Origin of the sequence: Robbsia betulipollinis (assembly GCF_026624755.1) — a bacterium.
Taxonomy (GTDB): domain Bacteria; phylum Pseudomonadota; class Gammaproteobacteria; order Burkholderiales; family Burkholderiaceae; genus Robbsia; species Robbsia betulipollinis.
Genome location: NZ_JAPMXC010000010.1, coordinates 174,477 through 200,309 on the forward strand (window position 1 = coordinate 174,477; position 25,833 = coordinate 200,309).

23 protein-coding genes are annotated in these 25,833 nt (G+C 62.1%); 4 read left to right on the forward strand and 19 right to left on the reverse strand.

What is annotated here, in order from left to right; translation table 11 throughout:
* Nucleotides 1-19: 19 nt before the first annotated feature.
* From hemE to mnmG, 14 genes are all read right to left on the reverse strand, one after another.
* Entirely contained in the window at nt 20-1,141 is a 1,122-nt protein-coding gene (hemE, locus tag OVY01_RS18590) for a uroporphyrinogen decarboxylase (RefSeq protein ID WP_432422289.1), read from the reverse strand.
* 706 nt (nt 1,142-1,847) lie between these two features.
* A complete protein-coding gene (locus OVY01_RS18595; RefSeq protein ID WP_267849056.1) occupies nt 1,848-2,264 on the reverse strand; it encodes a F0F1 ATP synthase subunit epsilon in 417 nt (138 codons plus the stop codon).
* Between the two features lie 125 nt (nt 2,265-2,389).
* On the reverse strand, nt 2,390-3,778 hold the full coding sequence (gene atpD / locus OVY01_RS18600) for a F0F1 ATP synthase subunit beta (RefSeq protein ID WP_267849057.1): 1,389 nt from the start codon (nt 3,776-3,778) through the stop codon (nt 2,390-2,392).
* Nucleotides 3,779-3,856: 78 nt separating this feature from the next.
* On the reverse strand, nt 3,857-4,735 hold the full coding sequence (atpG, locus tag OVY01_RS18605; RefSeq protein WP_267849059.1) for a F0F1 ATP synthase subunit gamma: 879 nt from the start codon (nt 4,733-4,735) through the stop codon (nt 3,857-3,859).
* Nucleotides 4,736-4,802: 67 nt separating this feature from the next.
* Complete coding sequence (gene atpA, locus OVY01_RS18610) at nt 4,803-6,344, reverse strand: F0F1 ATP synthase subunit alpha (RefSeq protein WP_267849060.1); 1,542 nt, start codon at nt 6,342-6,344, stop codon at nt 4,803-4,805.
* 99 nt (nt 6,345-6,443) lie between these two features.
* Nucleotides 6,444-7,094 carry a F0F1 ATP synthase subunit delta gene (locus tag OVY01_RS18615; RefSeq protein WP_267849061.1) on the reverse strand — a complete coding sequence of 217 codons (651 nt, stop codon included), beginning with the start codon at nt 7,092-7,094 and terminating at the stop codon, nt 6,444-6,446.
* A gap of 2 nt (nt 7,095-7,096) precedes the next feature.
* Nucleotides 7,097-7,567, reverse strand: coding sequence for a F0F1 ATP synthase subunit B (locus tag OVY01_RS18620; protein ID WP_267849062.1), 471 nt, complete (start codon nt 7,565-7,567; stop codon nt 7,097-7,099).
* A 150-nt stretch (nt 7,568-7,717) separates the two neighbouring features.
* Entirely contained in the window at nt 7,718-7,999 is a 282-nt protein-coding gene (gene atpE, locus OVY01_RS18625; RefSeq protein WP_267849063.1) for a F0F1 ATP synthase subunit C, read from the reverse strand.
* A 108-nt stretch (nt 8,000-8,107) separates the two neighbouring features.
* Nucleotides 8,108-8,956, reverse strand: a complete 849-nt coding sequence (atpB, locus tag OVY01_RS18630; protein ID WP_267849528.1) for a F0F1 ATP synthase subunit A — start codon at nt 8,954-8,956, stop codon at nt 8,108-8,110.
* 88 nt (nt 8,957-9,044) lie between these two features.
* Nucleotides 9,045-9,617 (reverse strand): ATP synthase subunit I, encoded by a 573-nt coding sequence (locus OVY01_RS18635; protein WP_267849064.1) that lies wholly within the window; start codon nt 9,615-9,617, stop codon nt 9,045-9,047.
* A gap of 479 nt (nt 9,618-10,096) precedes the next feature.
* Complete coding sequence (locus OVY01_RS18640) at nt 10,097-11,011, reverse strand: ParB/RepB/Spo0J family partition protein (protein WP_267849065.1); 915 nt, start codon at nt 11,009-11,011, stop codon at nt 10,097-10,099.
* Nucleotides 11,008-11,796 (reverse strand): ParA family protein, encoded by a 789-nt coding sequence (locus OVY01_RS18645; RefSeq protein WP_267849066.1) that lies wholly within the window; start codon nt 11,794-11,796, stop codon nt 11,008-11,010. Before OVY01_RS18645 ends, OVY01_RS18640 begins: the two co-directional genes overlap by 4 nt.
* 276 nt (nt 11,797-12,072) lie before the next feature.
* Nucleotides 12,073-12,747 carry a 16S rRNA (guanine(527)-N(7))-methyltransferase RsmG gene (gene rsmG / locus OVY01_RS18650; RefSeq protein ID WP_267849067.1) on the reverse strand — a complete coding sequence of 225 codons (675 nt, stop codon included), beginning with the start codon at nt 12,745-12,747 and terminating at the stop codon, nt 12,073-12,075.
* Complete coding sequence (gene mnmG, locus OVY01_RS18655) at nt 12,744-14,708, reverse strand: tRNA uridine-5-carboxymethylaminomethyl(34) synthesis enzyme MnmG (protein WP_267849068.1); 1,965 nt, start codon at nt 14,706-14,708, stop codon at nt 12,744-12,746. Before mnmG ends, rsmG begins: the two co-directional genes overlap by 4 nt.
* Nucleotides 14,709-14,864: 156 nt before the next feature.
* Between mnmG and OVY01_RS18660 the strand changes: the two genes are divergently transcribed.
* Complete coding sequence (locus OVY01_RS18660) at nt 14,865-15,059, forward strand: YqaE/Pmp3 family membrane protein (RefSeq protein ID WP_267849069.1); 195 nt, start codon at nt 14,865-14,867, stop codon at nt 15,057-15,059.
* A 241-nt stretch (nt 15,060-15,300) separates the two neighbouring features.
* Here the strand turns inward: OVY01_RS18660 and OVY01_RS18665 are convergent, their stop codons facing one another.
* Entirely contained in the window at nt 15,301-15,795 is a 495-nt protein-coding gene (locus OVY01_RS18665) for an Lrp/AsnC family transcriptional regulator (protein WP_267849070.1), read from the reverse strand.
* Nucleotides 15,796-16,030: 235 nt separating this feature from the next.
* Here OVY01_RS18665 and OVY01_RS18670 point away from each other — a divergent pair, with 235 nt between their 5' ends.
* The 3 genes from OVY01_RS18670 (at nt 16,031) to OVY01_RS18680 (ending at nt 18,930) form a co-directional block, all read left to right on the forward strand.
* Complete coding sequence (locus OVY01_RS18670; RefSeq protein WP_267849529.1) at nt 16,031-16,330, forward strand: 4a-hydroxytetrahydrobiopterin dehydratase; 300 nt, start codon at nt 16,031-16,033, stop codon at nt 16,328-16,330.
* Nucleotides 16,331-16,641: 311 nt separating this feature from the next.
* Nucleotides 16,642-17,322, forward strand: a complete 681-nt coding sequence (locus OVY01_RS18675; RefSeq protein ID WP_267849071.1) for a response regulator — start codon at nt 16,642-16,644, stop codon at nt 17,320-17,322.
* Nucleotides 17,323-17,340: 18 nt separating this feature from the next.
* Nucleotides 17,341-18,930 (forward strand): sensor histidine kinase, encoded by a 1,590-nt coding sequence (locus OVY01_RS18680; RefSeq protein ID WP_267849072.1) that lies wholly within the window; start codon nt 17,341-17,343, stop codon nt 18,928-18,930.
* Here the strand turns inward: OVY01_RS18680 and OVY01_RS18685 are convergent.
* The 4 genes from OVY01_RS18685 to mnmC all read right to left on the reverse strand — a co-directional run bounded on the left by OVY01_RS18685 (nt 18,871) and on the right by mnmC (nt 25,572).
* Complete coding sequence (locus OVY01_RS18685) at nt 18,871-19,338, reverse strand: SET domain-containing protein (protein WP_267849073.1); 468 nt, start codon at nt 19,336-19,338, stop codon at nt 18,871-18,873. The genes OVY01_RS18680 and OVY01_RS18685 overlap by 60 nt on opposite strands.
* Before the next feature lie 71 nt (nt 19,339-19,409).
* Nucleotides 19,410-20,522: an NADH:flavin oxidoreductase/NADH oxidase gene (locus tag OVY01_RS18690; protein ID WP_267849074.1), complete on the reverse strand. Its 1,113-nt coding sequence runs from the start codon at nt 20,520-20,522 to the stop codon at nt 19,410-19,412.
* Nucleotides 20,523-20,704: 182 nt separating this feature from the next.
* Nucleotides 20,705-21,397 carry a MarR family winged helix-turn-helix transcriptional regulator gene (locus OVY01_RS18695; protein WP_267849075.1) on the reverse strand — a complete coding sequence of 231 codons (693 nt, stop codon included), beginning with the start codon at nt 21,395-21,397 and terminating at the stop codon, nt 20,705-20,707.
* A gap of 2,000 nt (nt 21,398-23,397) precedes the next feature.
* Nucleotides 23,398-25,572 carry a bifunctional tRNA (5-methylaminomethyl-2-thiouridine)(34)-methyltransferase MnmC2/FAD-dependent 5-carboxymethylaminomethyl-2-thiouridine(34) oxidoreductase MnmC1 gene (gene mnmC, locus OVY01_RS18700; protein ID WP_267849076.1) on the reverse strand — a complete coding sequence of 725 codons (2,175 nt, stop codon included), beginning with the start codon at nt 25,570-25,572 and terminating at the stop codon, nt 23,398-23,400.
* Between the last annotated feature and the right edge of the window lie 261 nt (nt 25,573-25,833).

Consider the following 25,833-nt stretch of genomic DNA (forward strand, 5'->3'; position numbering starts at 1 on the left):
CGCCAGGCGGCGCGACCGGTCAGCCTGCCGCCAGGCCCTGCCGCTGTTTCCGGCTATAGGCGTGCACCTCGTCGACCAGCGAGATCACGTGGTCGGGCGGTGTAAACTGAGAGATACCGTGGCCCAGATTGAAGACGTGTCCGGCTTCCGGCCCATAGGCGTCCAGCAGACGCCGCGCTTCGGCGCGAATCGTTTCCGGCGGGGCGAACAGGATGGACGGATCGAGGCTGCCCTGCAGCGCCACCTTGCCCGCCACACGTTGGCGCGCGGCGCGCGGATCGACGGTCCAGTCCAGGCCCACGGCATCCACGCCGCTCGCGGCGATCTGTTCCAGCCAGAGTCCCCCCCCCTTCGTGAACGCGATCACCGGCACCTTGCGGCCCTCGTGTTCCCGGATCAGGCCGGCGACGATCTGCCGGATATAGGCCAGCGAAAATTCCTGATAGGCGCCATCGGCCAGTGCCCCGCCCCAGGTATCGAAAATCATCGCGGCTTGCGCGCCAGCCTCGATCTGCGCATTCAGGTAGGCAATTACCGAGCGGGCATTGACGTCGAGAATGCGATGCATCAGATCCGGACGCGCGTACAGCATCGTCTTGACCGTGCGGAAGTCGGACGAGCCACGACCCTCGACCATATAGCAGGCGAGCGTCCATGGACTCCCGGAGAATCCGATCAGCGGCACGCGCTGTCGCCCCTGACCGTCGATCAGCGCCCGGCGGATCTCCGCCACGGCACCGGTGACGTAGCCAAGCGTGGCGGCGATGTCCGGTACCTGGAGCGCGGCCACGTCGGCCTCGGTCCGAACCGGTTTCGCAAAACTTGGCCCTTCGCCCTGCGTGAACTCCAGACCCAGTCCCATGGCGTCCGGAATCGTCAGGATGTCCGAGAACAGGATTGCGGCGTCCAGCGGGTAACGTTCGAGCGGTTGCAGCGTGACTTCGGTCGCGTAGTCGGGGTTTTTCGCCAGCCCCAGGAAACTGCCCGCGCGCGCCCGTGTCGCGTTGTATTCGGGGAGGTAGCGCCCCGCCTGACGCATCAACCAGATCGGCGTGTGGTCCGTCGGCTGACGCAGCAGTGCGCGCAGGAAGGTATCGTTCAGCAAGGGGGCGGCGGACGCAGCCTGCGGTTGGGCTTCAATCACGAAGGAACCCCGATTCGAGAGGAAAACGGCATTTTACCGGAGCGGCGCCCCGCGCGCCGCGCCATGTTCCGCGGGACGCGGATTTTGGCGCAGGCGCGGCCATGCGCATGCAGCGGCACGACGCCTGTCGGAAGAAAAGCGGACAGACGACGGAAAATGGCGCGAACGTGTCAGAATTTATGTCACCGCCGCTCGGCGGACTTTCCTCGCAGCGTCCGGTTCGACGTGCGCGAAAATGCGTAATGTCCACCGAATCAGGCAACTTCCAAATTCGACACCACTTTCAAAACGGCTCGTAAGTGACTGATTTAAAAAGGACGTCAGGTTACAACCAGATACACTTTGTTACGCTGTGCCAGTCCTGAATGGACCACAATCGTTTCAACGGTTGCAGCGAAGGATGCTTCCCTCGAGACAACGTGACGCGGGCGGGTCACGCAGAGGCATGCTTCGCTGAGATCGTGCGGTGGTCGTGGCTATCGCCCCCACCGTGGCCGTATTTCACCTCTGGTCTCCTCGCGCTAACCCCGTAGCGTGTGGTTTTAGGCGGGCGCCAAGCCCGCTTTTTTTTATTCCGCTTTTCCGTGGCGTCCCTTTGGATGTCGTGCCGACCCGGGCGCAGGATGTGAAAAACCCGCCAGAAGCGGGTTTTTTTGATTTTTCAGGCCGAACCGTCCGCCGGCCGAAATGCACCGAAAGCGGCTTATTTGCGTCGGCGCAGCTGCTGAATGGCCGTGAGTTGCGCGACCGCGGCAGCCAGTTCGGCCTGCGCCGCGGCGTATTGCAGTTCCGAACCGTTGTTCGCCAATGCTTCTTCCGCCGCCCGACGCGCTTCCTCGGCCTTCGCCTCGTCGAGGTCCTTGCCGCGAATCGCCGTATCGGCCAGCACGGTGACACTGGTGGGCTGAACGTCCAGAATGCCGCCCGCGACGAAGACGAACTCTTCCTGTCCGCCTTCCGCCTCGATACGCACGGCGCCCGGACGGATCCGCGTGATCAGCGGCGTGTGCCCCGGCAGGATGCCGAGTTCCCCCGCCTCACCCGGCAGCGACACGAAGCGCGCCTGGCCGGAGAAGATTTCCCCTTCCGCGCTGACGACGTCTACTTTGATGGTTGCCATAACGATTCCTGATGGTGCCGGACCGTATCCGGCCCTTCCTAGAGCTTGGAGCCACGAGACACCGGCGCGCCTGGCAGACACCGTCTACCGAACGGGCATCCGCCCTGCGCGCCGGCATGCGTCGATTACATCTTCGCCGCTTTCTCGAAGGCTTCGTCGATCGTGCCGACCATGTAGAACGCCTGTTCCGGCAGGTGATCGCATTCACCATCGACGATCATCTTGAAGCCGCGGATCGTGTCCTTCATCGGCACGAGCTTGCCTGGCGCGCCGGTGAACACTTCGGCGACGTGGAACGGCTGCGACATGAAGCGCTGGATCTTCCGTGCACGGGCCACGGCCTGCTTGTCTTCCGGCGCGAGTTCGTCCATGCCCAGAATCGCGATGATGTCGCGCAGTTCCTTGTAGCGCTGCAGCGTCTGCTGGACGCGGCGCGTCACCGAGTAATGCTCCTCGCCGATCACCAGCGGATCGATCTGGCGCGACGTCGAGTCGAGTGGATCGACCGCCGGGTAGATACCCAGCGATGCGATATCGCGCGACAGCACGACGGTGGCATCCAGGTGACCGAAGGTGGTCGCGGGGGACGGATCGGTGTAATCGTCCGCCGGCACGTAGACGGCCTGCACCGAGGTGATCGAACCCTTCTTGGTCGAGGTGATGCGCTCTTGCAGACGGCCCATTTCCTCGGCCAGCGTCGGCTGGTAACCCACCGCCGACGGCATCCGGCCCAGCAGCGCCGAGACTTCCGTTCCGGCCAGCGTGAAGCGATAGATGTTGTCGACGAAGAACAGCACGTCGCGGCCTTCGTCGCGGAACTGCTCGGCCATCGTCAGGCCGGTCAGCGCCACGCGCAGGCGGTTGCCCGGCGGCTCGTTCATCTGGCCGTAGACCAGCGCGACCTTGTCCAGGACGTTCGAGTCCTTCATTTCATGGTAGAAGTCGTTGCCCTCGCGGGTACGCTCGCCCACGCCGGCGAACACGGAGTAACCGCCGTGCGCCTTCGCGATGTTGTTGATCAATTCCATCATGTTGACGGTCTTGCCCACACCGGCGCCGCCGAACAGACCCACCTTGCCGCCCTTCACGAACGGGCAGATCAGATCGATCACCTTGATGCCGGTTTCGAGCAGTTCGGTCGAAGGCGCGAGTTCGTCGAACGCCGGCGCCAACTGGTGGATCGAGCGGGTGATTTCCTGCGAGATCGGACCGGCTTCGTCGATCGGACGACCCAGCACATCCATGATGCGGCCCAGCGTCGCGGCACCCACCGGCACCGTGATCGGACGGCCGGTGTTCTTGACCGTGAGGCCACGGCGCAGGCCGTCGGCCGAACCGAGACAGATGGTGCGGACGATGCCGTCGCCACGCTGCTGCTGGACTTCGAGCGTCAGCTCGCTGCCTTCCAGCACGAGCGCGTCATAGATCTTCGGTATGGCGTCGCGCGGGAATTCCACGTCAACCACCGCACCGATACACTGAACGATCTTGCCGTCTGTTATCGCGGTACTCATCGATTTTCCTTTAGATACTCTGATTCGTGCCTGGCCCCGGAACCGGAGTTCGCCGAGCGCCAACGATGTTTTCTAGGGTCAGACAGCCGCGGCGCCGCTGACGATTTCCGACAATTCCTTGGTGATCGCAGCTTGCCGGCTCTTGTTGTACACCAGCTGCAATTCCTTGATCACCGTCTTCGCGTTGTCGGAGGCGGCCTTCATCGCAACCATCCGCGCCGACTGTTCGGACGCCATGTTTTCCGTGACGCCCTGGTACACCAATGCTTCGACATAGCGCGTCAGCAGATCGTCGATGACCGTCTGCGCATCCGGTTCGTAGATGTAATCCCATGGATGCGAAGCCCGATGCGCTTCGCTGCGCTGCAACTGCGCCTCGGGCAGGGGCAGCAACTGCTCCAGTACCGCTTCCTGCTTCATCGCATTGATGAAGCGCGTGTAACCCAGATACACCGCATCCAGCTCGCCCGCGGCGAACGCGTCGAGCTGCACCTTGATGACGCCGACGAGGCGATCCAGATGTGGCACGTCGCCGAGATGGGACACCTGCGAGACGATCTTCGCATTCAGGCGATGCAGGAAACCCGCGCCCTTGCTGCCGATCGCCGTCGCCTCGAGCGTGACGCCCTGCTGTTCCGTTTCCCGGAACTTCGCGAGCGTCAGCCGCAGGATGTTGGTGTTCATGCTCCCGCACAGACCCTTGTCGGTCGTGATCAGGATCAGCCCGGCGCGCCGGGCTTGCGCCGGACGCGACATGAACGGATGGCGATATTCCGGATTGGCCTCGGACAGATGCGCGACGATATCGCGCACGCGGTCCGCGTACGGACGCGAAGCGCGCATGCGCTCCTGGGCCTTGCGCATCTTCGATGCGGCCACCATTTCCATCGCCTTGGTGATCTTGCGCGTGTTCTGCACGCTCTTGATCTTGCCCCGCGTTTCCTTCATTCCAGCCATTGCTCAACTCCTGTCGGCTCCGGTGCGAACCGATCGGCCCGCACCGTCATGCCCTACGAGCGCCGTCTTAGTATGCGCCGGACTGTTTGAAGTCCTTGACCGCTGCATGCAGCAACGGCTCGTCGTCCTTCGACAGTTCCTTCTTGTCTTCGATGCGTCCGATCAGATCGGCCTTCGACGCCTTCAGATTCTCGCGCAGGCCTTTCTCGAAAGGCAGCACGCGCGAGACGTCGAGGTCGTCGAGATAGCCGTTGTTCGCGGCGAACAGCGACACCGCCAGTTCCCAGACCTGCAGCGGCTGAAATTGCGGCTGCTTCAGCAGTTCGGTGACGCGGCGGCCGCGCTCGAGCTGCTTGCGCGTGGCTTCGTCGAGATCCGAGGCGAACTGCGCGAACGCCGCGAGTTCGCGGTACTGCGCGAGGTCGGTACGGATACCGCCGGCAAGCTTCTTGATGACCTTGGTCTGCGCCGCACCACCCACACGCGACACCGAGATACCGGCGTTGATCGCGGGGCGGACACCGGCGTTGAACAGGTCCGTTTCCAGGAAGATCTGGCCGTCGGTGATCGAGATCACGTTGGTCGGCACGAAGGCGGTCACGTCGCCGGCCTGCGTTTCGATGATCGGCAGCGCCGTCAGCGAACCGGTCTTGCCCACCACCGCGCCATTCGTGAACTTCTCGACGTACTCGGCCGACACGCGCGCCGCGCGCTCCAGCAGGCGCGAGTGCAGATAGAACACATCGCCCGGATAGGCTTCACGGCCCGGCGGACGGCGCAGCAGCAGCGAGATCTGGCGATAGGCCCAGGCTTGCTTGGTCAGATCGTCATAGACGATCAGCGCGTCTTCGCCGCGGTCGCGGTAGTACTCGCCCATCGTGCAGCCGGCGTACGGCGCCAGATACTGCATGGCCGACGGGTCGGAGGCGGTGGCCACGACGACGGTCGTGTATTCCATCGCACCGTACTGCTCGAGCTTGCGCACGATGTTCGTGACCGACGACGCCTTCTGACCGATGGCGACGTAGATGCACTTCACGCCCTTGCCCTTCTGATTGATGATCGCATCGATCGCCACCGCGCTCTTGCCGGTTTGACGGTCGCCGATGATCAGTTCGCGCTGACCGCGGCCGATCGGCACCATCGCGTCGATCGACTTGATGCCGGTCTGCAGCGGCTGGTCCACGCCCTGACGCCAGATCACGCCCGGCGCGATCTTTTCGATCGGGTCGAACAGCTGCGCGTTGACCGGGCCCTTGCCGTCGATCGGCACGCCCAGCGCGTTCACGACGCGGCCCAGCAGTTCCGGACCGATCGGTACCTGCAGCAGACGCCGCGTGCACTTGACCGTGTCGCCTTCGGAAATGCTGTCGTATTCACCCAGGATCACCGCACCGACCGAGTCGCGCTCGAGGTTCAGTGCCAGACCGAAGATGTTGCCCGGGAACTCGAGCATTTCGCCCTGTTCGACGTTCGACAGACCGTGGATACGGACGATGCCATCGCTCACCGAGATCACGGTGCCTTGATTTTGCAGATCCGCGCCCGATTCGAGGCCCTGGATCCGGGCCTTGATCAGTTCGCTGATCTCAGAGGGGTTGAGTTGCATTTTGCTACTCCTGATAGTCAATTCTTTACCGCGCATCCGCGCATCGGCCATTGGCCCGAGGCCGATGCGCCGTCAGGCGCAAGCCTCGTTCGTTTCCCTTCAGGCGGTCAGCGCCGCTTGCATCTGCGCCAGACGCGCGCGCACCGACGTATCGAGCACTTCATCGCCCACCGCCACGCTGACACCGCCGATCAACGACGGATCGACGACGACATGGGCCTGCAGCCTGGAGCCGAACTTCTTTTCGAGCGCGGCGACCAACTCGGCCAGCGCGGTACCCTCGAGCGGAAAGGCGCTCGTGATGAAGGCATCGGCAGAGCCGGCGCGGGTGTTCTTCATCGTCTCGAACTGCTCGGCGATCTGCGGCAGCAGCGAGACACGGTGGTTCTCCACCAGCATGCGCACGAAATTCCGGACCGGCTCGTCGAGCGGCGCGCGCACGGCGCTGAACAGCAGGTCGGCGAACTGGTCGCCCCCGACGTTCGGATCCGTTTCGAGCAAACGCACGTCAGGATTGCTCGCGACCTGCGCCAGTTCGTTCAGGGACACCGACCAGCTGCCGATCGTGTCGTTGGCACTTCCGGTGGCCGGAGCGGGAGCAGCGGCAACGGGCGTACCCGCGACGGGGATGCCCGCGACGGGGCCGCCCGCAGCGAGCGTGCCCGCGGGGCCGGACACCGGGCCGGCGGACGCGGCTACGTTGAAGGCGGCTTCGGCGTAGGGACGGGCGATGGTCGCAAGTTCAGCCATGATCAGAGCTCGGCCTTAAGTTGATTCAGCAGATCGGCGTGCGTCTTCTGGTCGACTTCGCGACGCAGGATCTGCTCGGCGCCCTTGACTGCCAGCGCAGCCACTTCGCCACGCAGCGCTTCGCGTGCATTGACGAGTTGCTGATCGGCGTCGGCCTTCGCCGCGGCCATGATCCGTGCGGCTTCCGCTTGCGCGTTCGCCTTGATTTCTTCCGCGGCTTGCTGCGCGCGTTTTTCCGCCTGGGCGATGCGATCCTGTCCCTGGTCGCGCGCCTCGGCGAGCGACTTGTCGATGCGTTTCTGCGCGTCGGCGAGGTCGGACTTGCCCTTTTCGGCGGCGGCCAGGCCGTCGGCGATCTTTCTTGCGCGTTCGTCGAGTGCCCTGATCAACGGTGGCCACACGAATTTCATGACGAACCAGGCGAGGATCAGAAACACGACCATTTGCGCAAACAGGGTTGCGTTGAGATTCACTGTGTTTCCTTAACGTATGCTGTACCAAATTGGTGAACGACCAGGCTGAAAACCGCGGTACCCGGTGCCGGTAAGGCAGCGGGCACCGCTTTGTTCACCGCCCCGCCGCCCCGCCCGAGAGCGGGCTGACGGCTCGTGTTGCGAGGCGCGTCAGGCGCCTGCGGCACCATTCAATGCCGTCAGCAGCGGGTTCGCGAACGCGAACAGCATCGCGATACCCACACCGATCAGGAATGCCGCGTCGATCAGACCGGCCAACAGGAACATCTTCGTTTGCAGCGGGTTGATCAGCTCGGGCTGACGCGCACATGCCTCGATGTACTTGCCGCCCATCAGACCAATTCCGATACAGGCGCCGATCGCACCCAGGCCGATGATGATGCCGATTGCGATGGCGGTCAGACCCTGGATGTTGGCGATGAAAGCTTGCATGGTTGCTCCTATTGAAAAGTCTTGAAAACTGGATGGGGTAAAAAAGTGATCAAGGCGGGCCGGTGAACCTGATCCGCGCGCCGGCCGCGCCATTCATGCCGTCATCAATCAATGCTTGTCGTGGGCCTGGCCGAGATACACCAAGGTCAACATCATGAAAATGAAGGCCTGCAACAACACGATCAGAATGTGAAAGATCGCCCAGACACTGCCTGCGATGACGTTGCCGAAGAAACCGAGCACGCCGAGGTTCGCATGGAAATGCCAGATGCTGCCAAGCAGGGCGATCAGCAGAAACAACAGTTCGCCCGCATACATGTTGCCGAACAGCCGCATACCGAGCGACACCGTTCTGGCGACGTATTCAATCAAGTTCAGTGCGAGATTCGGAATCCACAGCAGGATGTGGTTGCCGAACGGCGCCGAGATCAGTTCTTTTGCGAAACCGCCGCCGCCCTTGATCTTCACGCTGTAGTAGAGCATCAGGATCAGCACGCCGAGCGCCATGCCCATCGTGCCGTTCAGGTCGGCGGTCGGGACGATGCGATGATGCGGAATCACAGAACCCAGACCCAGCCAGCCGATCACATGGCTCGGCAGATCGACCGGAATCAGATCGAGCGCGTTCATCAGCACCACCCAGACGAACACGAACAAGGCCAGCGGCGCAATGAAGCGGCGATCGCCATGCACGATCGATTTCGACTGGTCTTCCACCATCTCGACGAGCATCTCGATCAGGCATTGAAAGCGCGTCGGTACGCCTGGCGAGGCGCGGCGCGCGGCCAGCGTCAGGATCACAACCGCGACGATGCCCGTCAAAATCGCCCAGAACATCGTGTCGAGGTTGATGATCGAGAAATCAATCAGCTTCTTCTGATGGCCCGTCGATAGATTTTGCAGATGATGCGCGATGTACTCGGACGGAGTGAGCGCGGTTTCTGATCCAGCAGCCATAGGTTCAACCACCAATTTATAGAATTCGGACAGCCCGCGAGACCTGCGCCGCCAGACGCGCACCCTCTCCCGGGCCCTGCAACCTTTGCTACCGCCAGGCCAGCGCGAGCCAGTAGACTTTCAGCGCCAGCACGTAGGTAACGAGCAGCGGCAGCCACCGCACGTCCCTGAAATACACGGCGATCGCGATGAACAGCGCGATCGTCACACCGAGTTTGATACCCTCGGCCATCATCCACGCCCCGACCGAATCCCTGCCCTTGCGCCCGCGACTGTTTCGCCCGAGGTACAAGGCGAAGCCGCCACTTGGCACCCAGCAGATCATCCCGCCAATCAGTGCGGAAAGTGCTGCGAGACGCCATTGTTGCGAAAGCAAGGCGCAGATCAGCGCCGCGAAAAAGGTGAGAACCACCTGTCCCGCCACCACTCTCATCGGTGTGACCCGCGACGGTCGACTCACGTCGGGGCCAAACAGGCGCTCCGCATCGGCGCGCGTGAGTGGAATAGTCTGTTCTTCGAGCGGATCTTCCCAACCGCCCGGCGCGCCGCGCTCGCCTTGTGGGGAGCCATTCGACGCCAGGGTCACCCGGGCCGCGACAGGTCGGGCCGTGTTCGTCGGCCCCGGTGCAGGCTGATGCGCTTTGTCGGCCTCATCCGCCATTCCGCTTCCTCTTTTCGCGCTCTTTGTAAATTTCCAGCGGCTTTCAGCACGCTTTCGATTCTGCCAAGCTGACAAATCCGGGCGATTGTAAGCGATTATCCGAGGCGACTCAAGACTTTACTGGCGTCTCACTGTGGTCCCACGGTGACGTCTCCTGGTAATCCCTGATACCCGAAAAAAGGGGTTCGCAGATTCAGACGGCACGACGTTTCACGACACCGGCCAGGTTTGAATCAGCCCGCCGGAGCCATTGGAAATCCTTGTGATAACAGCGACTTCGCAAATGCCGAGAGGCGCGACGGGTTGACGCCGCCGCCAATGCGAACGCAAGAGTAAACGCAGACGGTCATGCTGGCATTGCGGCAGATTGCCGCAGCATGCGAAGGAAGGCGGCAAGGGTTTCCCCACGCGCCGTATGCCGCACCCAGGAGAGGCAAAAACGCCCGTTGTTTCCCGTCGACGGGCGGGCCATCCTGCGCCTAATGCGCCGCGGCGTCGCCTTCGTCGGACGACGTATCGCGCAGCCGGGCAATGATGCCATCGAGCGCGTCGAGACTCCCGAATGCGATGTTCAGATGCCCGCGACCGCCACGGCCCAGTTTGATATTGACCGCCGCGGACAATGCATCGGCCAGCTCGTCTTCGAGACGGGAAAGATCGCGCGATTTTCGTTCGCCGACCGTGCGGCGCGGGGTTCCCGCCTCGTCTTTCGTTGCGTTGGCAACCAGTTTTTCCGTTTCCCGCACCGACAGCCGTCGGTTGACCACTTCATTGGCCAGCGCGACTTGCGTTGCCGCGTCCACGGCGAGCAACGCGCGGGCATGTCCCATATCGAGATCCCCGGCGAGCAGCATCGTCTGCACCGGCTTGGCGAGATTCAACAGCCGCAGCAGATTCGAGACCGCACTGCGCGAACGTCCCACCGATTCGGCTGCCTGTTCGTGCGTGAAGGAAAACTCGTCGAGCAGGCGCTGTATGCCCTGCGCCTCTTCGAGCGGATTGAGATCCTCGCGCTGGATGTTTTCGATCAGCGCCATCGCCGCGGCGGCTTGATCGGAGACATCCTTGACCAGCACCGGCACTTCGGCAAGCCCCACCAGACCGGCCGCCCGGAAGCGTCGTTCGCCCGCGATGATCTCGAAGGACTCTGCCCCTATCGGCCGAACCAGGATGGGCTGCATCAAACCCTGGGCGCGAATGCTCGCGGCCAGATCCTGAAGCGCACCCTCGTCCATGCGTGTGCGAGGCTGATATTTACCCGGCACCATCCTGCTCAGCGGCAATACGGTTGGAACCGCTTCCTTCTGCAGCGCTTCGGTGATGTCGGCACTTCCGCCCAGTAATACTTCGAGTCCTCTACCCAGACCCTTCTTTTTTAAAACGGGCGGTTTCATAGCGCTCCTGTCCCGGTGCGGGCTTGCGTCTGCTTGATCATTTCGGTGCCGAATTGCGTATATGCCTGGGCGCCACGTGAATTTCGGTCGAATACGACGCCCGGCAAGCCATAGCTCGGCGCCTCGGCAAGACGCACGTTACGCGGAATGACGGTGTTGAAAACCTTGTCGCCGAAATGCTGTTTCAACTGCTCCGACACCTGTTGCTGCAGCGTGATGCGCGGGTCGAACATCACACGCAACAAACCGATGATCTTCAGATCACGGTTCAGGTTCGCGTGCACCTGCTTGATGGTATTGACGAGGTCGGACAATCCTTCCAGCGCGAAATATTCGCATTGCATCGGAATGACCACGCCATGCGCCGCGCACAAGCCATTGAGTGTCAGCAGGGACAGCGCCGGCGGGCAGTCTATCAGGATGAAATCGTACTTTTTCGTGACGGGCGCGAGTGCCTCGCGCAAACGGCGTTCGCGCCTCTCGAAGCCGACGAGATCCACTTCCGCGCCAGCCAGATCGCGGTTTGCGGGAAGAACGTCGTACCCTGCTTCCTCGGAACGGACAATCGTATCGCTTGCCACCGCCTCCCCCAGCAGGACTTGATACACGGTATTCGTCAGCGATTGCTTGTCGACACCGCTGCCCATCGTCGCATTTCCCTGGGGATCGAGATCGACGAGAAGCACGCGCTGCTTCTGCGCGGCAAGACTGGCAGCCAGATTCACCGTGGTCGTCGTCTTGCCGACACCGCCTTTCTGGTTGGCCACGCAAAAAATTTGAGTCATATTCCTTTCTTCCAGGCGACCTGCTCGCCTTGCTTTCCGTCGCCGATGTTCCACGTGGAACATCAGTCGTATCGCGTGTTATACGGACGGGTTATTTTCTCCTGACCCCTTCCGCTCATTCACCGGATCTTTAGGGGGCGGGCCGGTCACCCCCGCCGCCATCTTTCCGGTGTACACCGCCGTTCATGCCACCCTACCCGCTTCGCATGCCTGCCATGCGGGCATGCCCGGCATTGGTCATTCGTCATGGCGTCGCGCTCGACGGTTTGAAAGCGTCTATTCCTGCGACGCCTTCGGCCGCGGAGCGACCTCGACCATGACGAGATGGCGCGCCGCATCGAGCCGCGGAACGCGCAGCGCCACCACACCATCCACGCGCGTATCGTCTGGCAATCGGCCGATTTCGTCGTCTGGTTGCTGCCCCTTCATCGCGAAAATGGCTCCGGTGGGCGACACCAGATGACGCCCCAGGGCGACGAATTCGGACAGGTCGGCAAACGCACGGGACACCACCGCATCGTACCCGGCCGGGTCGCGCAGCGCTTCCACGCGTCCGGTATGTATCGACACGTTGTCGAGCCGCAGCGCACCTTTTGCCTGCGTGAGAAACGCCGTCTTTTTGTGCACGATATCGTTCAGCATGATGCGCCATTGCGGCCGCATGATGGCGAGAACGACGCCGGGCAATCCCCCGCCCGTGCCGACATCGATCACACTGCGCACGCCACGTACATCGAGGTGAGGCAGAATCGCGAGGGAGTCCAATAGGTGCTGCACGCGCATCTGTTCGGGATCGCGGATCGCCGTCAGGTTATACACGCCGTTCCATTTATTCAATAAGCCCAGATACGCGACCAGGCGACAGGCCTGGTCCTCGGCAAGCGCGATATCGAGCGCAGCCGCATCCTCTGTCAAACGCGCCGCGAATACGGTTTCGTCGAAGCGACTCATCGAATACCGGCGCCTGCTACTGGAACCGGACTGCCATCGCCATTCGGTGCGATCTTGCGGCCGGCGCGTTTTTTCAAATGCACCATCAGCAAAGAGATGGCCGCGGGCGTCATACCGGAAAGCCGCGATGCCTGCCCGATGGTTTCCGGACGATGGTCGTTGAGCTTTTGGCACACCTCGAACGATAGACCGCGCACATCCTTATAGTCCAGATCGTTTGGCAATCGGGTATTTTCATGCGTTTCGTTGCGCATGATTTCATCCGCCTGACGGTTGATGTATCCCTCGTATTTGATGCCGATTTCAACTTGTTCTTCGATTTGCGCGAGGATGACGCTATCGGTACTCAATACCGACTCGGGCCGCAAGACGCCTTCCTGAACGGACATCAACGCGCGGTAACTCACTTCGGGCCGTCGCAACAATTCCGCCAGACTGTACTCATGATCTATCGGCTTGCCGAGCAGTGCCCGTGCGGATTCCTCGGGCAATGTCTTGGGCGTCACCCACGTCGCCAGCATGCGGTGTGTTTCACGTGAAACAGCATCCCGTTTTGCCTCGAACGCGTTCCACCGCGCGTCGTCCACCACGCCCAATTCGCGACCGATCTCGGTCAGGCGCAGATCCGCGTTGTCTTCACGCAGGCTCAAGCGGTACTCCGCACGGCTGGTAAACATGCGATAGGGTTCCGACACACCCCGCGTCACCAGATCGTCGACGAGAACCCCCAGATACGCCTGATCGCGCCGCGGCGTCCATGCGTCCTTTTCCCGCGCGCGTCTTCCGGCATTGAGTCCCGCCAGCAGTCCCTGCGCGGCGGCTTCTTCGTAACCGGTCGTGCCATTGATCTGACCGGCGAAAAACAGGCCCTCGATGATCTTGGTTTCCAACGATGCCTTGAGTCCGCGCGGATCGAAGTAATCGTATTCGATCGCATAGCCCGGCCGTAAAATGTGCGCGTTTTCGAGTCCATCCATCGAATGCACCAACGCAAGTTGCACGTCGAACGGCAGGCTGGTGGAAATGCCGTTTGGATAGTATTCGTTCGTCGTCAAACCTTCGGGTTCGAGAAAGATCTGGTGCGACGTCTTGGAAGCGAAACGATGGATCTTGTCTTCGATCGACGGACAATAGCGCGGGCCGATGCCCTCGATAACGCCGGTGTACATCGGCGAACGGTCCAGGCCTCGCCGAATGATGTCGTGCGTCGATTCATTCGTATGCGTGACCCAGCACGGCATCTGTGCGGGATGCTGTTCCACTCTGCCGAGAAAGGAAAAGACCGGGATGGGGTCCAGATCGCCCGGCTGTTCCTGGAGCCTGGAAAAGTCGATCGAGCGGCCGTCGATGCGGGGCGGCGTGCCGGTTTTCAAACGGCCCTGCGGCAGCTTCAACTCCTTCAATCGCATCGACAGGGACACCGAGGCCGGATCCCCTGCCCGCCCTCCGGTGTGATTGTTCAAACCCACGTGAATCTTGCCGTCGAGGAAGGTACCAGCCGTCAGCACGACGGTTTTGGAGCGGAAGCGGATGCCGACCTGGGTGACCGCACCCACCACACGATCCCCCTCGACGATCAGATCATCCACCGCTTGCTGGAATAGCCAGAGGTTCGGCTGGTTTTCAAGCCTGCGGCGAATCGCCTGTTTATAAAGCAGGCGGTCCGCCTGCGCACGTGTGGCACGGACCGCAGGCCCCTTGGAGGAATTGAGGATTCTGAACTGGATGCCCGCTTCGTCCGTCGCCGCCGCCATCGCTCCGCCCAATGCATCGATCTCCTTGACCAGGTGCCCCTTGCCAATGCCCCCGATCGACGGGTTGCAACTCATCTGTCCGAGCGTTTCGATATTGTGCGTCAGGAGCAGGGTTGTGCAACCCATGCGGGCAGCGGCGAGCGCGGCCTCGGTGCCGGCATGCCCGCCTCCCACAACGATGACGTCAAACTCACTCGGAAAATGCATTGCCTTGTTGCGCCTACTGGCGCGTACCTGAAGAAAAGTCGATGGCGGATTATAACGCCGTTAGCTTACGCAGTCGGTCTGGAGGGTGTGATGTACATGACGTTGTTTCACGTGAAACAATAGGGTCGTCGACAACCTTATCCGTGGAGAACCCCGATGCGTCTACTGCTCGCCCTGCTTCTGCCCTGGCTGCAATTTTTCACGATCGGCCGACCCATCGCGGGAATCATCTGTCTGATCCTGCAGTTGACGATCATCGGCTGGATTCCAGCAGCCATCTGGTCCGTGTATGCGCTGAGCCAATATAAGACGGATCAGAAAATTCGGGCAGCCGGACGACCCTACAAATAGGACGAACCGGCATTCTCGCGGCGTTTCGCCTTTTTTATGGCGCATCACCACAAACTGCGCACAAAATAAAAGCGCCACCGGTTTGACCCGGCAGCGCTTTTTGGTGTGGTACTTTGTACCTTATTGTCTCCTCGATTCTCCGCCCACTAATGCTGTGCTTCGAACTGTAGAGAGAATAATCAAGACCTGAAGGGGCATCAAGCTAGCATTTACCCTAAGGTAAACAGGCCGGCCGGTGTCTTCACGCCTGCCGCCCCTGACTTTGATGTAGGTGGTCGAGCGGCAGCGGACCGCCGCGTTTGAAGGTCTTGAGGACGATATTGGACCGTACGCTGTCCACGCCCGGCACCCGCATCAACTTCTTCATGACGAACTCGGACAGGGCGTTGAGATCCGGAGCGACGATGCGCAGGAAATAATCCGCGTCGCCGACCACCGCATGACACTCGAGTACTTCCGGTAGCGAGTCGATCTCCTGCTGGAATCGTTCGATGCTCGAATCATTGTGGTGCTTGAGCTTCAGGCTGGTGAATGCGATCACGCCGAGACCCAATGCTTCGGGACGCAGCATGACCTGATACCCGTCGATCACGCCCACCGATTCCAACCGCTGCAGGCGCCGCCCTATCTGGGATGCGGACAAGGGAATGCGTTCGCCCAGTTGCTGGTGCGTCGCACGCCCGTGACGTTGTAGTTCGTCGAGCAGCGCCAAGTCGAAATTATCCATTTCCACCATCACATACCCCGCATAAAAAGGCAAAATAACGCATTATTTCCGCATGGTATCGTTCTTGAAAGAGCATATCCAGCGAAATGATGGCCTTTCACTGGAGTTCCTCGCAAGCGTGTCACGATCCCCCGTCCTTTCGGCCGGAACGGTTTCTCCATGCGGACAATCCGCGCAACGCGGGCGGATTTATGGAAGAATAGCGCGCATACGGAGCACTCAACGCGACGAGGGGTTGGACACGATGTCGGAGCCGCTTTTACTTTCATCAGACCTACGCGCCGCGCTCGCCGCATTGGGTTGGGCACCGACCGCCGGCCGCGACGCGATTCGCAAGCGTTTCCAATTCGCGGATTTCAACGCGGCCTTTGGTTTCATGAGCCGCGTCGCGTTGAAGGCGGAGCAAATGCGTCATCATCCGGAGTGGTCCAATAACTGGAATACCGTCGAGATCACGCTGTCGACGCACGATGCCGGCGGTTTGACGGAACACGATAACCAGCTCGCCCGGTTCATCGAGAAAGCGGCGCGCATCAGTCCCTGACGCGCGCCTGTCATTTCCACGTTGACCCTGCGATCCGCGATTCCGGCCCATACCCGTAGTTCGCTCCCCCGCCCCGCCTGCTTCAACGGGCATTTCAACCTGCGTACCGGGTCAGAAAAGCACAATCCCATGGCTTCCATTCCCACCGCCGCCCGCTCCACCCGGTTCTTGAATGATCGGCACCGCTTCTCCCTCCGGGAGCCCTGATCCGGTCTTCATCCGGAAATGCTTGCCTTGTTTCCAAGCGCCTGCCCGAAAACCGCCTTCCCGCGCCTCGAGCAAGCTCCTTCACCATCGTCCCGAGTTCAAAGATGCGACTTCTCCTAGTGGAAGACGACCGCCCGATCGCCCGCGGTATTCAAAGCAGCCTGGAACAGGCCGGTTTTGTCGTCGACATGGTCCATGACGGCATATTCGCCGAACAAGCACTTTCACAGAACCGACACGATCTGATCGTGCTGGATCTCGGTCTGCCGGGAATCGATGGCATGACACTGCTGACACGGTTCCGGCAAGTGAACCGTCACACGCCGGTGATCATCCTCACCGCCCGCGACGAGCTGCACGACCGTGTGCAGGGCCTTTCCAGCGGTGCCGACGACTACATCGTGAAGCCGTTCGAACTCGCCGAACTCGAAGCACGGATTCGGGCAGTCGCGCGCCGCAGCGGGCCGCATCAGGACACGCCACGCCCCGAGGTCTCGCTGGGTGGCCTGCGCCTTTCGGGCGTCGATCGCCGCATTTTCAACGACGAAAAACCGGTGGAGCTGTCGCCGCGAGAATTTGCAGTGCTGGAATTGCTGTTGTTGCGACATGGCCGCGTGGTCAGCAAGGCACAATTACAGGACCACCTGACCCATTTCGGCGGCGATCTGGGCGACACCGCGATCGAAGTGTACGTTCACCGGGTGCGACGCAAGCTGGAGCATTGCCGGGTCGAAATCGTCACCGTGCGCGGCTTTGGCTATCTGTTGCAGGAAATTCGCGCCTAGCAGGTGCCTCCCTTGAACATGCCTGCCTCCCTGCCCAGCCTACGCCAGTCGATGTTGCGCCGCCTCGCGGCGCCGTTGTCCATCCTGGCGCTGGCCAGCGGCACGTTCGCCTACTGGCTGGCCTGGCAGTACACCGCCCATGTCGTCGACCGCTCGCTGGTCGATCTCGCGAACGCCGTTGCCCAGCAGATCCGGATATCCGGCGACGAGGCGGTGCACTCCGTGCCGCCCCTGGCGCGGGCGATGTTCTCGGATCCCGTGGATCAATTGGTATACCGCGTCACGAACGGCGACCTGCCGCTTGCCGGCCAGCAGGACCTGCCGATCTCGGGAACGAGCGTGGTCCGGCTCAATGAGGCGTTCGTCTTCGACGCGCATTTTCGCGGCACCTATGTCCGCATTGCCCAGGTCCGCGTCCCGCTGGGGAACGGCCGTCAGTCACTGGTCGAAGTGGGACAGCGGGTGCAGCGCCGGTTGCGGCTCGCGGCGGAGTTTCTGCTGGCGATCATGACACCGCTGTTGCTGCTGCTGGTCGCGGGCTGGTTGATCGTCTGGCGCGTCGTCAATCAGCAGCTGATTCCGCTGACGACGCTGGCGGACACCCTGAACCGGCAAACGCATATGTCGCTCGAACCCGTCGACGAGACGTTCGTGCCCGCCGAGATCCGGCCGTTGACCGGTGCGCTGAACGCCCTCCTCGAACGGCTGGGCATCGCGCTGGATGCGCAGCGCAAGTTCATCGCGGACGCGGCGCATCAATTGCGCACGCCCCTTACGGCGGTCAAGCTGCATGCCGATCAGGCCGCCACGTCCGGCGATCCGCAACGGGTCGCCGTCGCGATCCAGGAACTGCGCTCGTCCGCCAACCGCGCGGTGCGTCTGTCGAATCAGTTGCTATCGCTCGCGCGTGCCGAGCCAGGCGAACAGGCGGCGCATTTCGTCATGGTCAACGTCAGCGTGCTGGCATTCGAGACCGGGGCCGAGTGGGTCCCCCGTTCCCTCGCGCGGCGCGTCGACCTGGGCTTCCAGAGTTGGCCCGACGTCGCCGGAAACGAGGCCGTGAACGAGGCCAGGATGCAGAACGAGGCCAGGATGCAGGACGACGACCCGGAAGAGGACGAGGTGGCAACGACGGAACTCGAATCGGCCACCGGTCTGCCCGCGCCGCTTTACGTCCGTGGCAACCCGACCTTGCTGCGCGAGGTCCTCGCCAACCTGATCGACAATGCATTGAAGTATGTCCCCCCGCACCGGCCGGACGATGCGCGCATCACGGTCAAGGTCGGCCGCGTCAATGCCGCCGCGCGCGAGTATGCCGAGCTGGTCGTGGAGGATAACGGGCCGGGGGTGGAAGCCGCGGTGCAACATGAATTGTTCGAGCGTTTTTTTCGCGGGGATGCGAATCCGGCCTCAGAGGGTGGCGCGGGCCTGGGACTGGCGATCGTGCAGGATATCATTCGCCTGCATCAGGGCGCGGTGCGCTACGAGGATACGCCGGGGGGAGGCTCGCGCTTCATCGTCCGCCTCCCGCTCTACGAATCCACCCCGTCAGCCGCCCTTGACGGGCCGCCCCTTCGTCGCGAGCATGGTGCCCCGGCAGTTCGCTGAACCGCACAGACACAGGTAATCGCGTTTGACCTTCTGCGTGTGTCTGCCATCCAGCACCAGACCGTAGTCGTAATACAGTTCCTCGCCCGCCGCGATATCCCGGGCGGCATCGATCAGAATACGGCCGTCAACCTCCTCGGCATCGCAATTCGGTGCGCACGAGTGATTGATCCAGCGAGAGCTGTTGCCGCCGTGAAGACCATCGATGACCCGTCCGTCCTCCAGCGCGAAGTAGAACGTGTGGTTCGGCTGAGCCGGGTCGTGCGGATGGCGGCGCAGCGCTTCTTTCCACGAAATCCTTTCGCCCTTGTACTCGAAGATGCGCTCGCCAGCGGCGATCGGAAGCTGGGCGAACACGCCCCGGCCATGGATGCCGGAGCGGCGAACGGCAATTCTGCGGTGTGTCATCGGGTACGCTGCCCAATAAGCGGGGAAATGATCGAAACGAGCCCGGCACCCTGCCAGGCGCCAGACGACAATCAGCGCTGGAGACGGCTCGTGTCGCCGAACAGGTCTTTCAGACCGTGCGGCTGCGACCGCCAGTATTGCGGCGGTGCGCTTACCTGCGCGCCCAGGGTCGCGGCGGCATGCCACGGCCAACGCGGATCGTACAGCATCGCACGCGCGATGGCGACCATATCCGCCTGACCGGTCGCCAGGATGGTTTCGGCCTGCACCGCCTCGGTGATCATGCCGACGGCCATCGTCGGAATCTGCGTTTCGTGCCGGATCCTTGCCGCAAACGGCAACTGATAACCCGGGCCGACCGCGATCTTCTGGTGGGGCGACACGCCGCCGCTCGATGCGTCCAGCCAGTCGCACTCGCGCGCCTTCAGAACCTTGACGAATTCGACCGTTTCGTCGATGTTCCAACCGCCTTCCACCCAGTCGCTGGCTGAAACGCGCACGCCTACGGGAATGTCCCGCGGCACGGCGGCACGCACCGCGTCGAATATTTCGAGCGGAAAGCGCATACGGTTTTCCAGCGAACCGCCATAGGCGTCGGTACGCTGATTCGCGATGGGCGAAAGGAACTGATGCAGCAGATAGCCGTGCGCCGCATGCAGTTCGATCGCTTGAATGCCGAGCCTGACCGCGCGTTTCGCGGTTTCGACGAAACCCTGTCGAATGCGCTCGAGACCCGCATCGTCGAGGGCGAGCGGGGCGTGCTCGCCCTCGGCATGCGACGCCGCCGAGGGCGCGACGGTTTGCCAACCGCCGTCGGCGACGCTGATCTGCTTGCCGCCGGCCCACGGCACCTGGGTCGAGGCCTTGCGTCCGGCGTGGCTGATCTGCATGCCGATGGGAATGTCCGAATACCGCCGGAGGGTCGCCAGCACGCCGGCCAGCGCGGCTTCGGTACGGTCGTCCCACAGGCCGAGGTCGCCTGCGGTGATGCGGCCGATCGGTTCGATGGCGACGGCTTCCGTGAACAGCAGACCGGCACCGGAGAGCGCCAGTTGTCCAAGATGGACCTCGTGCCAGTCAGTCGCTTCACCCTGTTCGGCCGAATACTGGCACATGGGCGAAACAACGATGCGATTGGGCAGCGTCAGGCCGCGGAGGGAATAGGGGGAGAATAGCTTGCTCATGTCGCTCGGAAAGGTGGACTGCGAGGGGACCGGAGGCATCGGTTCAGAACCGCGGATTCGAGACCGCGAACCTGGCCGGAAATCGATGATTCAGCATAGCACGGCCTTTTCCGCGTCGTCCGTTCCCCGCCCATTCATCCCGGCGGCCATGCGGCGGCGGATCGCCCCGCCGCCGCTTTCATTCAGACGGGTTGAACGAAGATTTTCCAGTTTTTCTTCTGTTTGGCTTCGCTACCCAGGTCCCAGGCGTGGCAGTCAAGCCGCACGCCGGTATCCGGATAATCGATCAACAAGGCATTGCAGTGATGCACGGGTGCCGCGGAGCGGGTGCGGCGGGTGGTCTTGCGCGCCGCTTTGGTCTCTTTGCCCAGATCCGCGAGCGGTTCGAAATGCTCGCAGCTCAGGCACATGCGGTGCGCGGGAATATGCGCCTTGACTTCGAGCTCGCGAATCATCTTCAGCAGCGAACGATACAATGCGCCCTGCTCTTCGATCGGTAAGGAAGACGCAGCCGATTGCAGAAAATTCGGCCAGAGCGCGGCGCGTTTTGCCGCCGTGCGCCCCTTGGGCGTCAGTTTCACCGCCAGCGCGCGTCCGTCGTCAACCGCCCGGCGCTTCTCGACCAGCCCCTTCGACTCCAGGGTACTGACTGCGTCGCTGGTCGTCGCGGCCGTCAATGCCGTCTGACGGGCAATCTCGCCCAGGCGCAAAGCGGTCTTGCCCTGCATCAGCAAGACCAGGATCTCACCTTGTGTCGGCGTCAGTCCGGCGCTCTCGGCCCAACTCCAGGCCTGGCTGCGCATCGCCGTGCTCAACCGCAGCAGCCCATGGGTGATGCGCCCCATTACCTCTTCGCCATACACCGCTTCACTCATCGATATTCACTCTCGAACGTTACTGTTAGCAGGGCTAAAGCGTTGTCGCTTCCCTGCCCGAAACCAAGCATTTCTTAACAACGCGTATTCGCCGGGCCAGGACACACCGATACGGGTCGTCCCGCCCGGCAAACGGCAGACGACGCGCATGCTCGCCGAAATCCGGCACTACCGCAGAGATGGCACCCGCAAATCTCAAAATTATCGCTGGCGTATCTCTCCGGAATTGCGTGGTACACACCAGCCCACGCAAGGCGCGGGCCTGCGATTGCCGCTATTTTATGCGAGTCTTGAAAAAGATTCACGATGCGGTCTGACGCCACGATATCCGGCACGCTGCCGGGCCGGTTCGAGATACTTATCAGCGACGGCAAACCACGGCGTGCCTTCCACGCAGGAGCGAAAAGGGTGCATGCCGCCGCCTTGTCGACGGTCCGCGAATCGATATCCATCTCGAAATGACGCTCGAACGATTCACGCCCGCGTCATTTGTATCCTGGATCAAGCGCTTATTTTTATTATTTCGTGCGTGTAACACAGTGCTGGTTTGCCCGGATACCTGCGCGGTGCGCCAGGTTTTCCGATGGGCTGCGTAAGGCACTCCGAATTATTTTCGGGCCTGCAAGGGGAAAATGCACGATGCAAACAAACGAATGAAAGTTTTGGAATCGTTCCCATCTCCGCCTTTCGCGCTTCATTGCCGGAAGCGAGGTGCGTCCCTGCGCCGCAGGGCAGTCACGATGCCCGCCAGAATCCTGCCCCAAGTCAGGCCTGGAAAAGCGACGAAAAACGATGGTGTGGGCATGTCGCATGGAAACACGAGCCCTGCTCCGATGGCATCCATGAACAAGCCTTCCCGCGCCGAGAAACGCCAGGATGGGCCGGGCAGGTTCCTGCGTACCCTGCGACAGCACATGCCGCGCCCTTTCGCGAATCCGTCTCTCTGACAAATCGACGTACCACTGCCCCATGTGTACGGCCGGCGCATTTACGAAAACCAGGTGCATCGCTCTGGCTCCCGCCAGCTCGGGGGCACGGGGAGAAGCCCTCCTGGACGCCCTGTAAACCGCTACGGGACGCTTTCCACCCCTGGGTAACACTTCGCCTCACCGAGCCCGCCAGTGCCCTGCCGGACCTATCCCTGCTTTCCAGCAGGCGGCGCCGCGCTCGGGATCCGGCGCATTTCTCCTCCCCATGTCCGTTTTTCGCCGGTCTTTCCTTTCCGCAGAAGCGCCGATCAGGTGCCTGAGGACCCGGTCAGCCACGGCCGGTGAAGCGTTTACGCCGTTAACATCGGTTTACCGTATGTATACATAGTAATAGTTAACAAGTCTTCATCCTTTCTGTGGATAACCCGGTTAACCACTCTGTTAACAACGTGTTGAGCGATGTGTATACATCGGTAAAAACCTGGTAGCGGAAGTGGATGAGCGCGGCGAACTTTTGCTGAAAACACCTTGGCGTCGAGTTATGCAGAATTCATCCACACGAATCAACGGCCAAAATGCGGGGTTGTCCACATGCCGTTCATCGCGGGAGCAGGTTCGTCACTTTCCGTCTGCGTTTTCACGATGGTTTGCGACCGGAATTTTTTACGGCGACGGTTTGATGTTTTGTCTCGCGTCGTCATGCGGCCGACATGGCGAAAAACGGATCTTCAGCAGAACGGGATTTTTCGGGGTCTGAAGGGTTTTCAACAGATCGACAACGATCGCGTTAGCGTTAACTACGGTTTACCGTATGTAAACATAATAGTAGTTAACAAAGGACGTGTTTTTCTGTGGATAAGTGCATAAAGTTCATAAAAATCATAATCTTATATGATTCATAAACGCTGAATGCCATAGCCGTTAACCGCGCGTAACCTGGGCAAACTTCAGGGTGAGGGAGAGGGGTTCGCAGGTTATGCAGAATCGGTCAACCGGCGTTGCGCACCTTATGAACAAAGTTATCCACAGAAAATGCGGGGCATGTCGATGCTGCCGATGACGATTCCCTTCCTAGAAAAGCTTGCCGCGACGCAGGTTTCGCATGAGGAAACGGGCCGGATCGATGGCGTCGATCAAGTCGGATTCCAGAGGCGGCGGTTCGCCTTCGATCTGGCTGGCGATGAGTTCGGCTCCTATCGCCGACCAGAGCAGTCCCCGGGAGCCATAGCCGAATGCGCCATATAGGCCGCTGGCGCGGGGCAGATCGAGTGGCTGGGCGCCGGTCAGCGCATGCGCGCGCGCTTGCGCTGTTTCCTCATCGCCCAGCGGTCCTATCATTGGCAGACGGTCGCCGGTGACGCATCGAAATGCGACCCGACCCGCCATTCGCGCCGGATCCAGCCCGAATGGCGTGGATGCGCTGGCGTCGGTCGCGCTGCCCGGCGGTTCCGGGGTTGTGGGGGAATAAGCGCTCGCTTCGGCGATGCGCGATGCCGGGGACCCGGAAGGCACGGGCGACGTGCGCAGCAGGGCGGCGAGACGTTGCAGATTTTCCAGGTGTTCGTCGGGATCCAGCGCGGTGCGGGTGTCGCCTATGCCATAGCTGGCGCCGGTGAGGGCGCCGTCCGCGGTGGGCGTCAGGTACGCGCCGCCGATCAGCGGAATCGTCAGTGTCGGGAATAGCGAGCCGGGAAGCAGCGTGAGCTGACCGCGCACGCTTTCGGTAGGAGCATGCTGCAAACGGGCGAGACGCGATGCGTCGTGGGCATTGGCAAGGATGACGACCGCGCCCGAGGCGATCCGCCGTCCAGTGGCATCGATGGCGTGCCAGCCGCCCGCCGGTTCCTGCGCCGCTTCGAGGCGCTCGACGCGTTGCGAGAAATACGTGTGTAGCCGTGCGCCGGCGGCGGCCAATTGCGCGTGGCACAGGGAAACCGGATCGATCCAGCCGCCTTGCGCGAAAAGCCAGCCTGCATCGTCGCCGGCGACGCCGGTTAGCGCGGACGCGTCGCCAGCCGGAACGGGCCGCGCGATGGAAGACGGCAGACCGGGTGCCGTTTGGTCGATGGCACTTCCGTCATTCAGGGGGTGAGCGTCCTGGCTGCCGTTGCCGCCTCGCTTCGTGTCGCCGCGCGCGTCGTCATCGGATTCCGCGCTTTTCTGAAAAAGCCCTTGCGCCGACCAGCGTAGCGGATGGCCCGCCGCTTCCAGCGCCCGCCAGTAACTCAGTGCATAGAGGAAACCGGCGCGGCTCAGACGCGCGGCAAGACCTTCGTCGCGCGTGATCATGGGGTGGAAGACGCCTGCCGGATTGCCTGACGCCGCGGTGGCCGGACCCGCGCCCTGATCGATCAGATTGACATGCCAGCCGCGTGCCGCGAGCCGTTCGGCAAGCGCACAGCCGGCCATTCCCGCGCCGATGACGATGGCCTCGCGCCGCGCTGCCTCGGCGCGGCGTGGCGGTGGATGGCGGCGGACCCGCCACCGTGGGGCGAAATGGCCGACCAGCATTTCCCGTTTCGAACCATAGGCCGGCGCGCGCCGCATGGCGAATCCCGCGGCAATCAGATTGCGGCGCACCTCGCCGGCGCTGGTATAGGTGGAAAGCGTCGCCTGTTCGTCGGCAAGGCGCGCCAGCGCTCCGAAAAAAGTCGGATCCCACATTCGGGGGTTCTTCGAGGGGGAGAACCCGTCCAGGAAGAAAGCGTCCGCACGCAGGCGCAGTTTGGCCGCCAGTGCGGGTGCGTCGCCGAGGCCCAGGGTGAGCACCACCCTTCCCGCGTCGAATTCGAGCCGATGCAAACCCGTCGTCGGCGGCGGCCAAGCGCGGCACAGCGCCGTCACCATCTGCTCCAGCATGCCCGGCGTACCGGCAGCGTGCGCAGGACGATGAATGGAAGATTCGGTCTCGTATGCCACATGCCGGGCCAGCAACGCGCGCAGGTCCTCGACCGGGAAGCGATGTTTTTCGAGCGAGACGAAGTGCAGCCGTGCCGGGGCGTGCGGATCGCTTCGCCAGGCCAGCCAGGTCGCCAGAAAATTCAGACCTTGCCCGAAACCGGCCTCGACGATGGTGAAAAGCGGCCGCCCGGACCAGCGCCCGGGCAGTCCGTTCCCGTCCAGGAAGACATGACGGGCCTGCCCCAACGCGCCGGATGCGCTATGGTAGATGTCGTCGTAACGTGGCGAGAACGGTGTGCCATCCTCGCGAAATACCCAGTCGGGTGGGGAAAGCGGCTCTATCATTCGGTTCCGGTGGGGGGGACCGGGCACCGCGGACGGTGGACGAGACCCCCACGGGAGGGCAAGTCCGTGAAAAACCCGGTCAGTCGGCGTTTTTACCTGCGCTATCATAGCAAGCGCCCCTATCCACGGGGCCTCCAGCGTGTATCATGTGTCGCTGAGATCGAGTCGATTCTCCGTTTGGCCGCACGCACGCCGCCAGCGTATCGGCTGGGGTGCCGGGTGACCCGGGTGGGGAAAAAATCGCCGAAAGCGGACTGATCA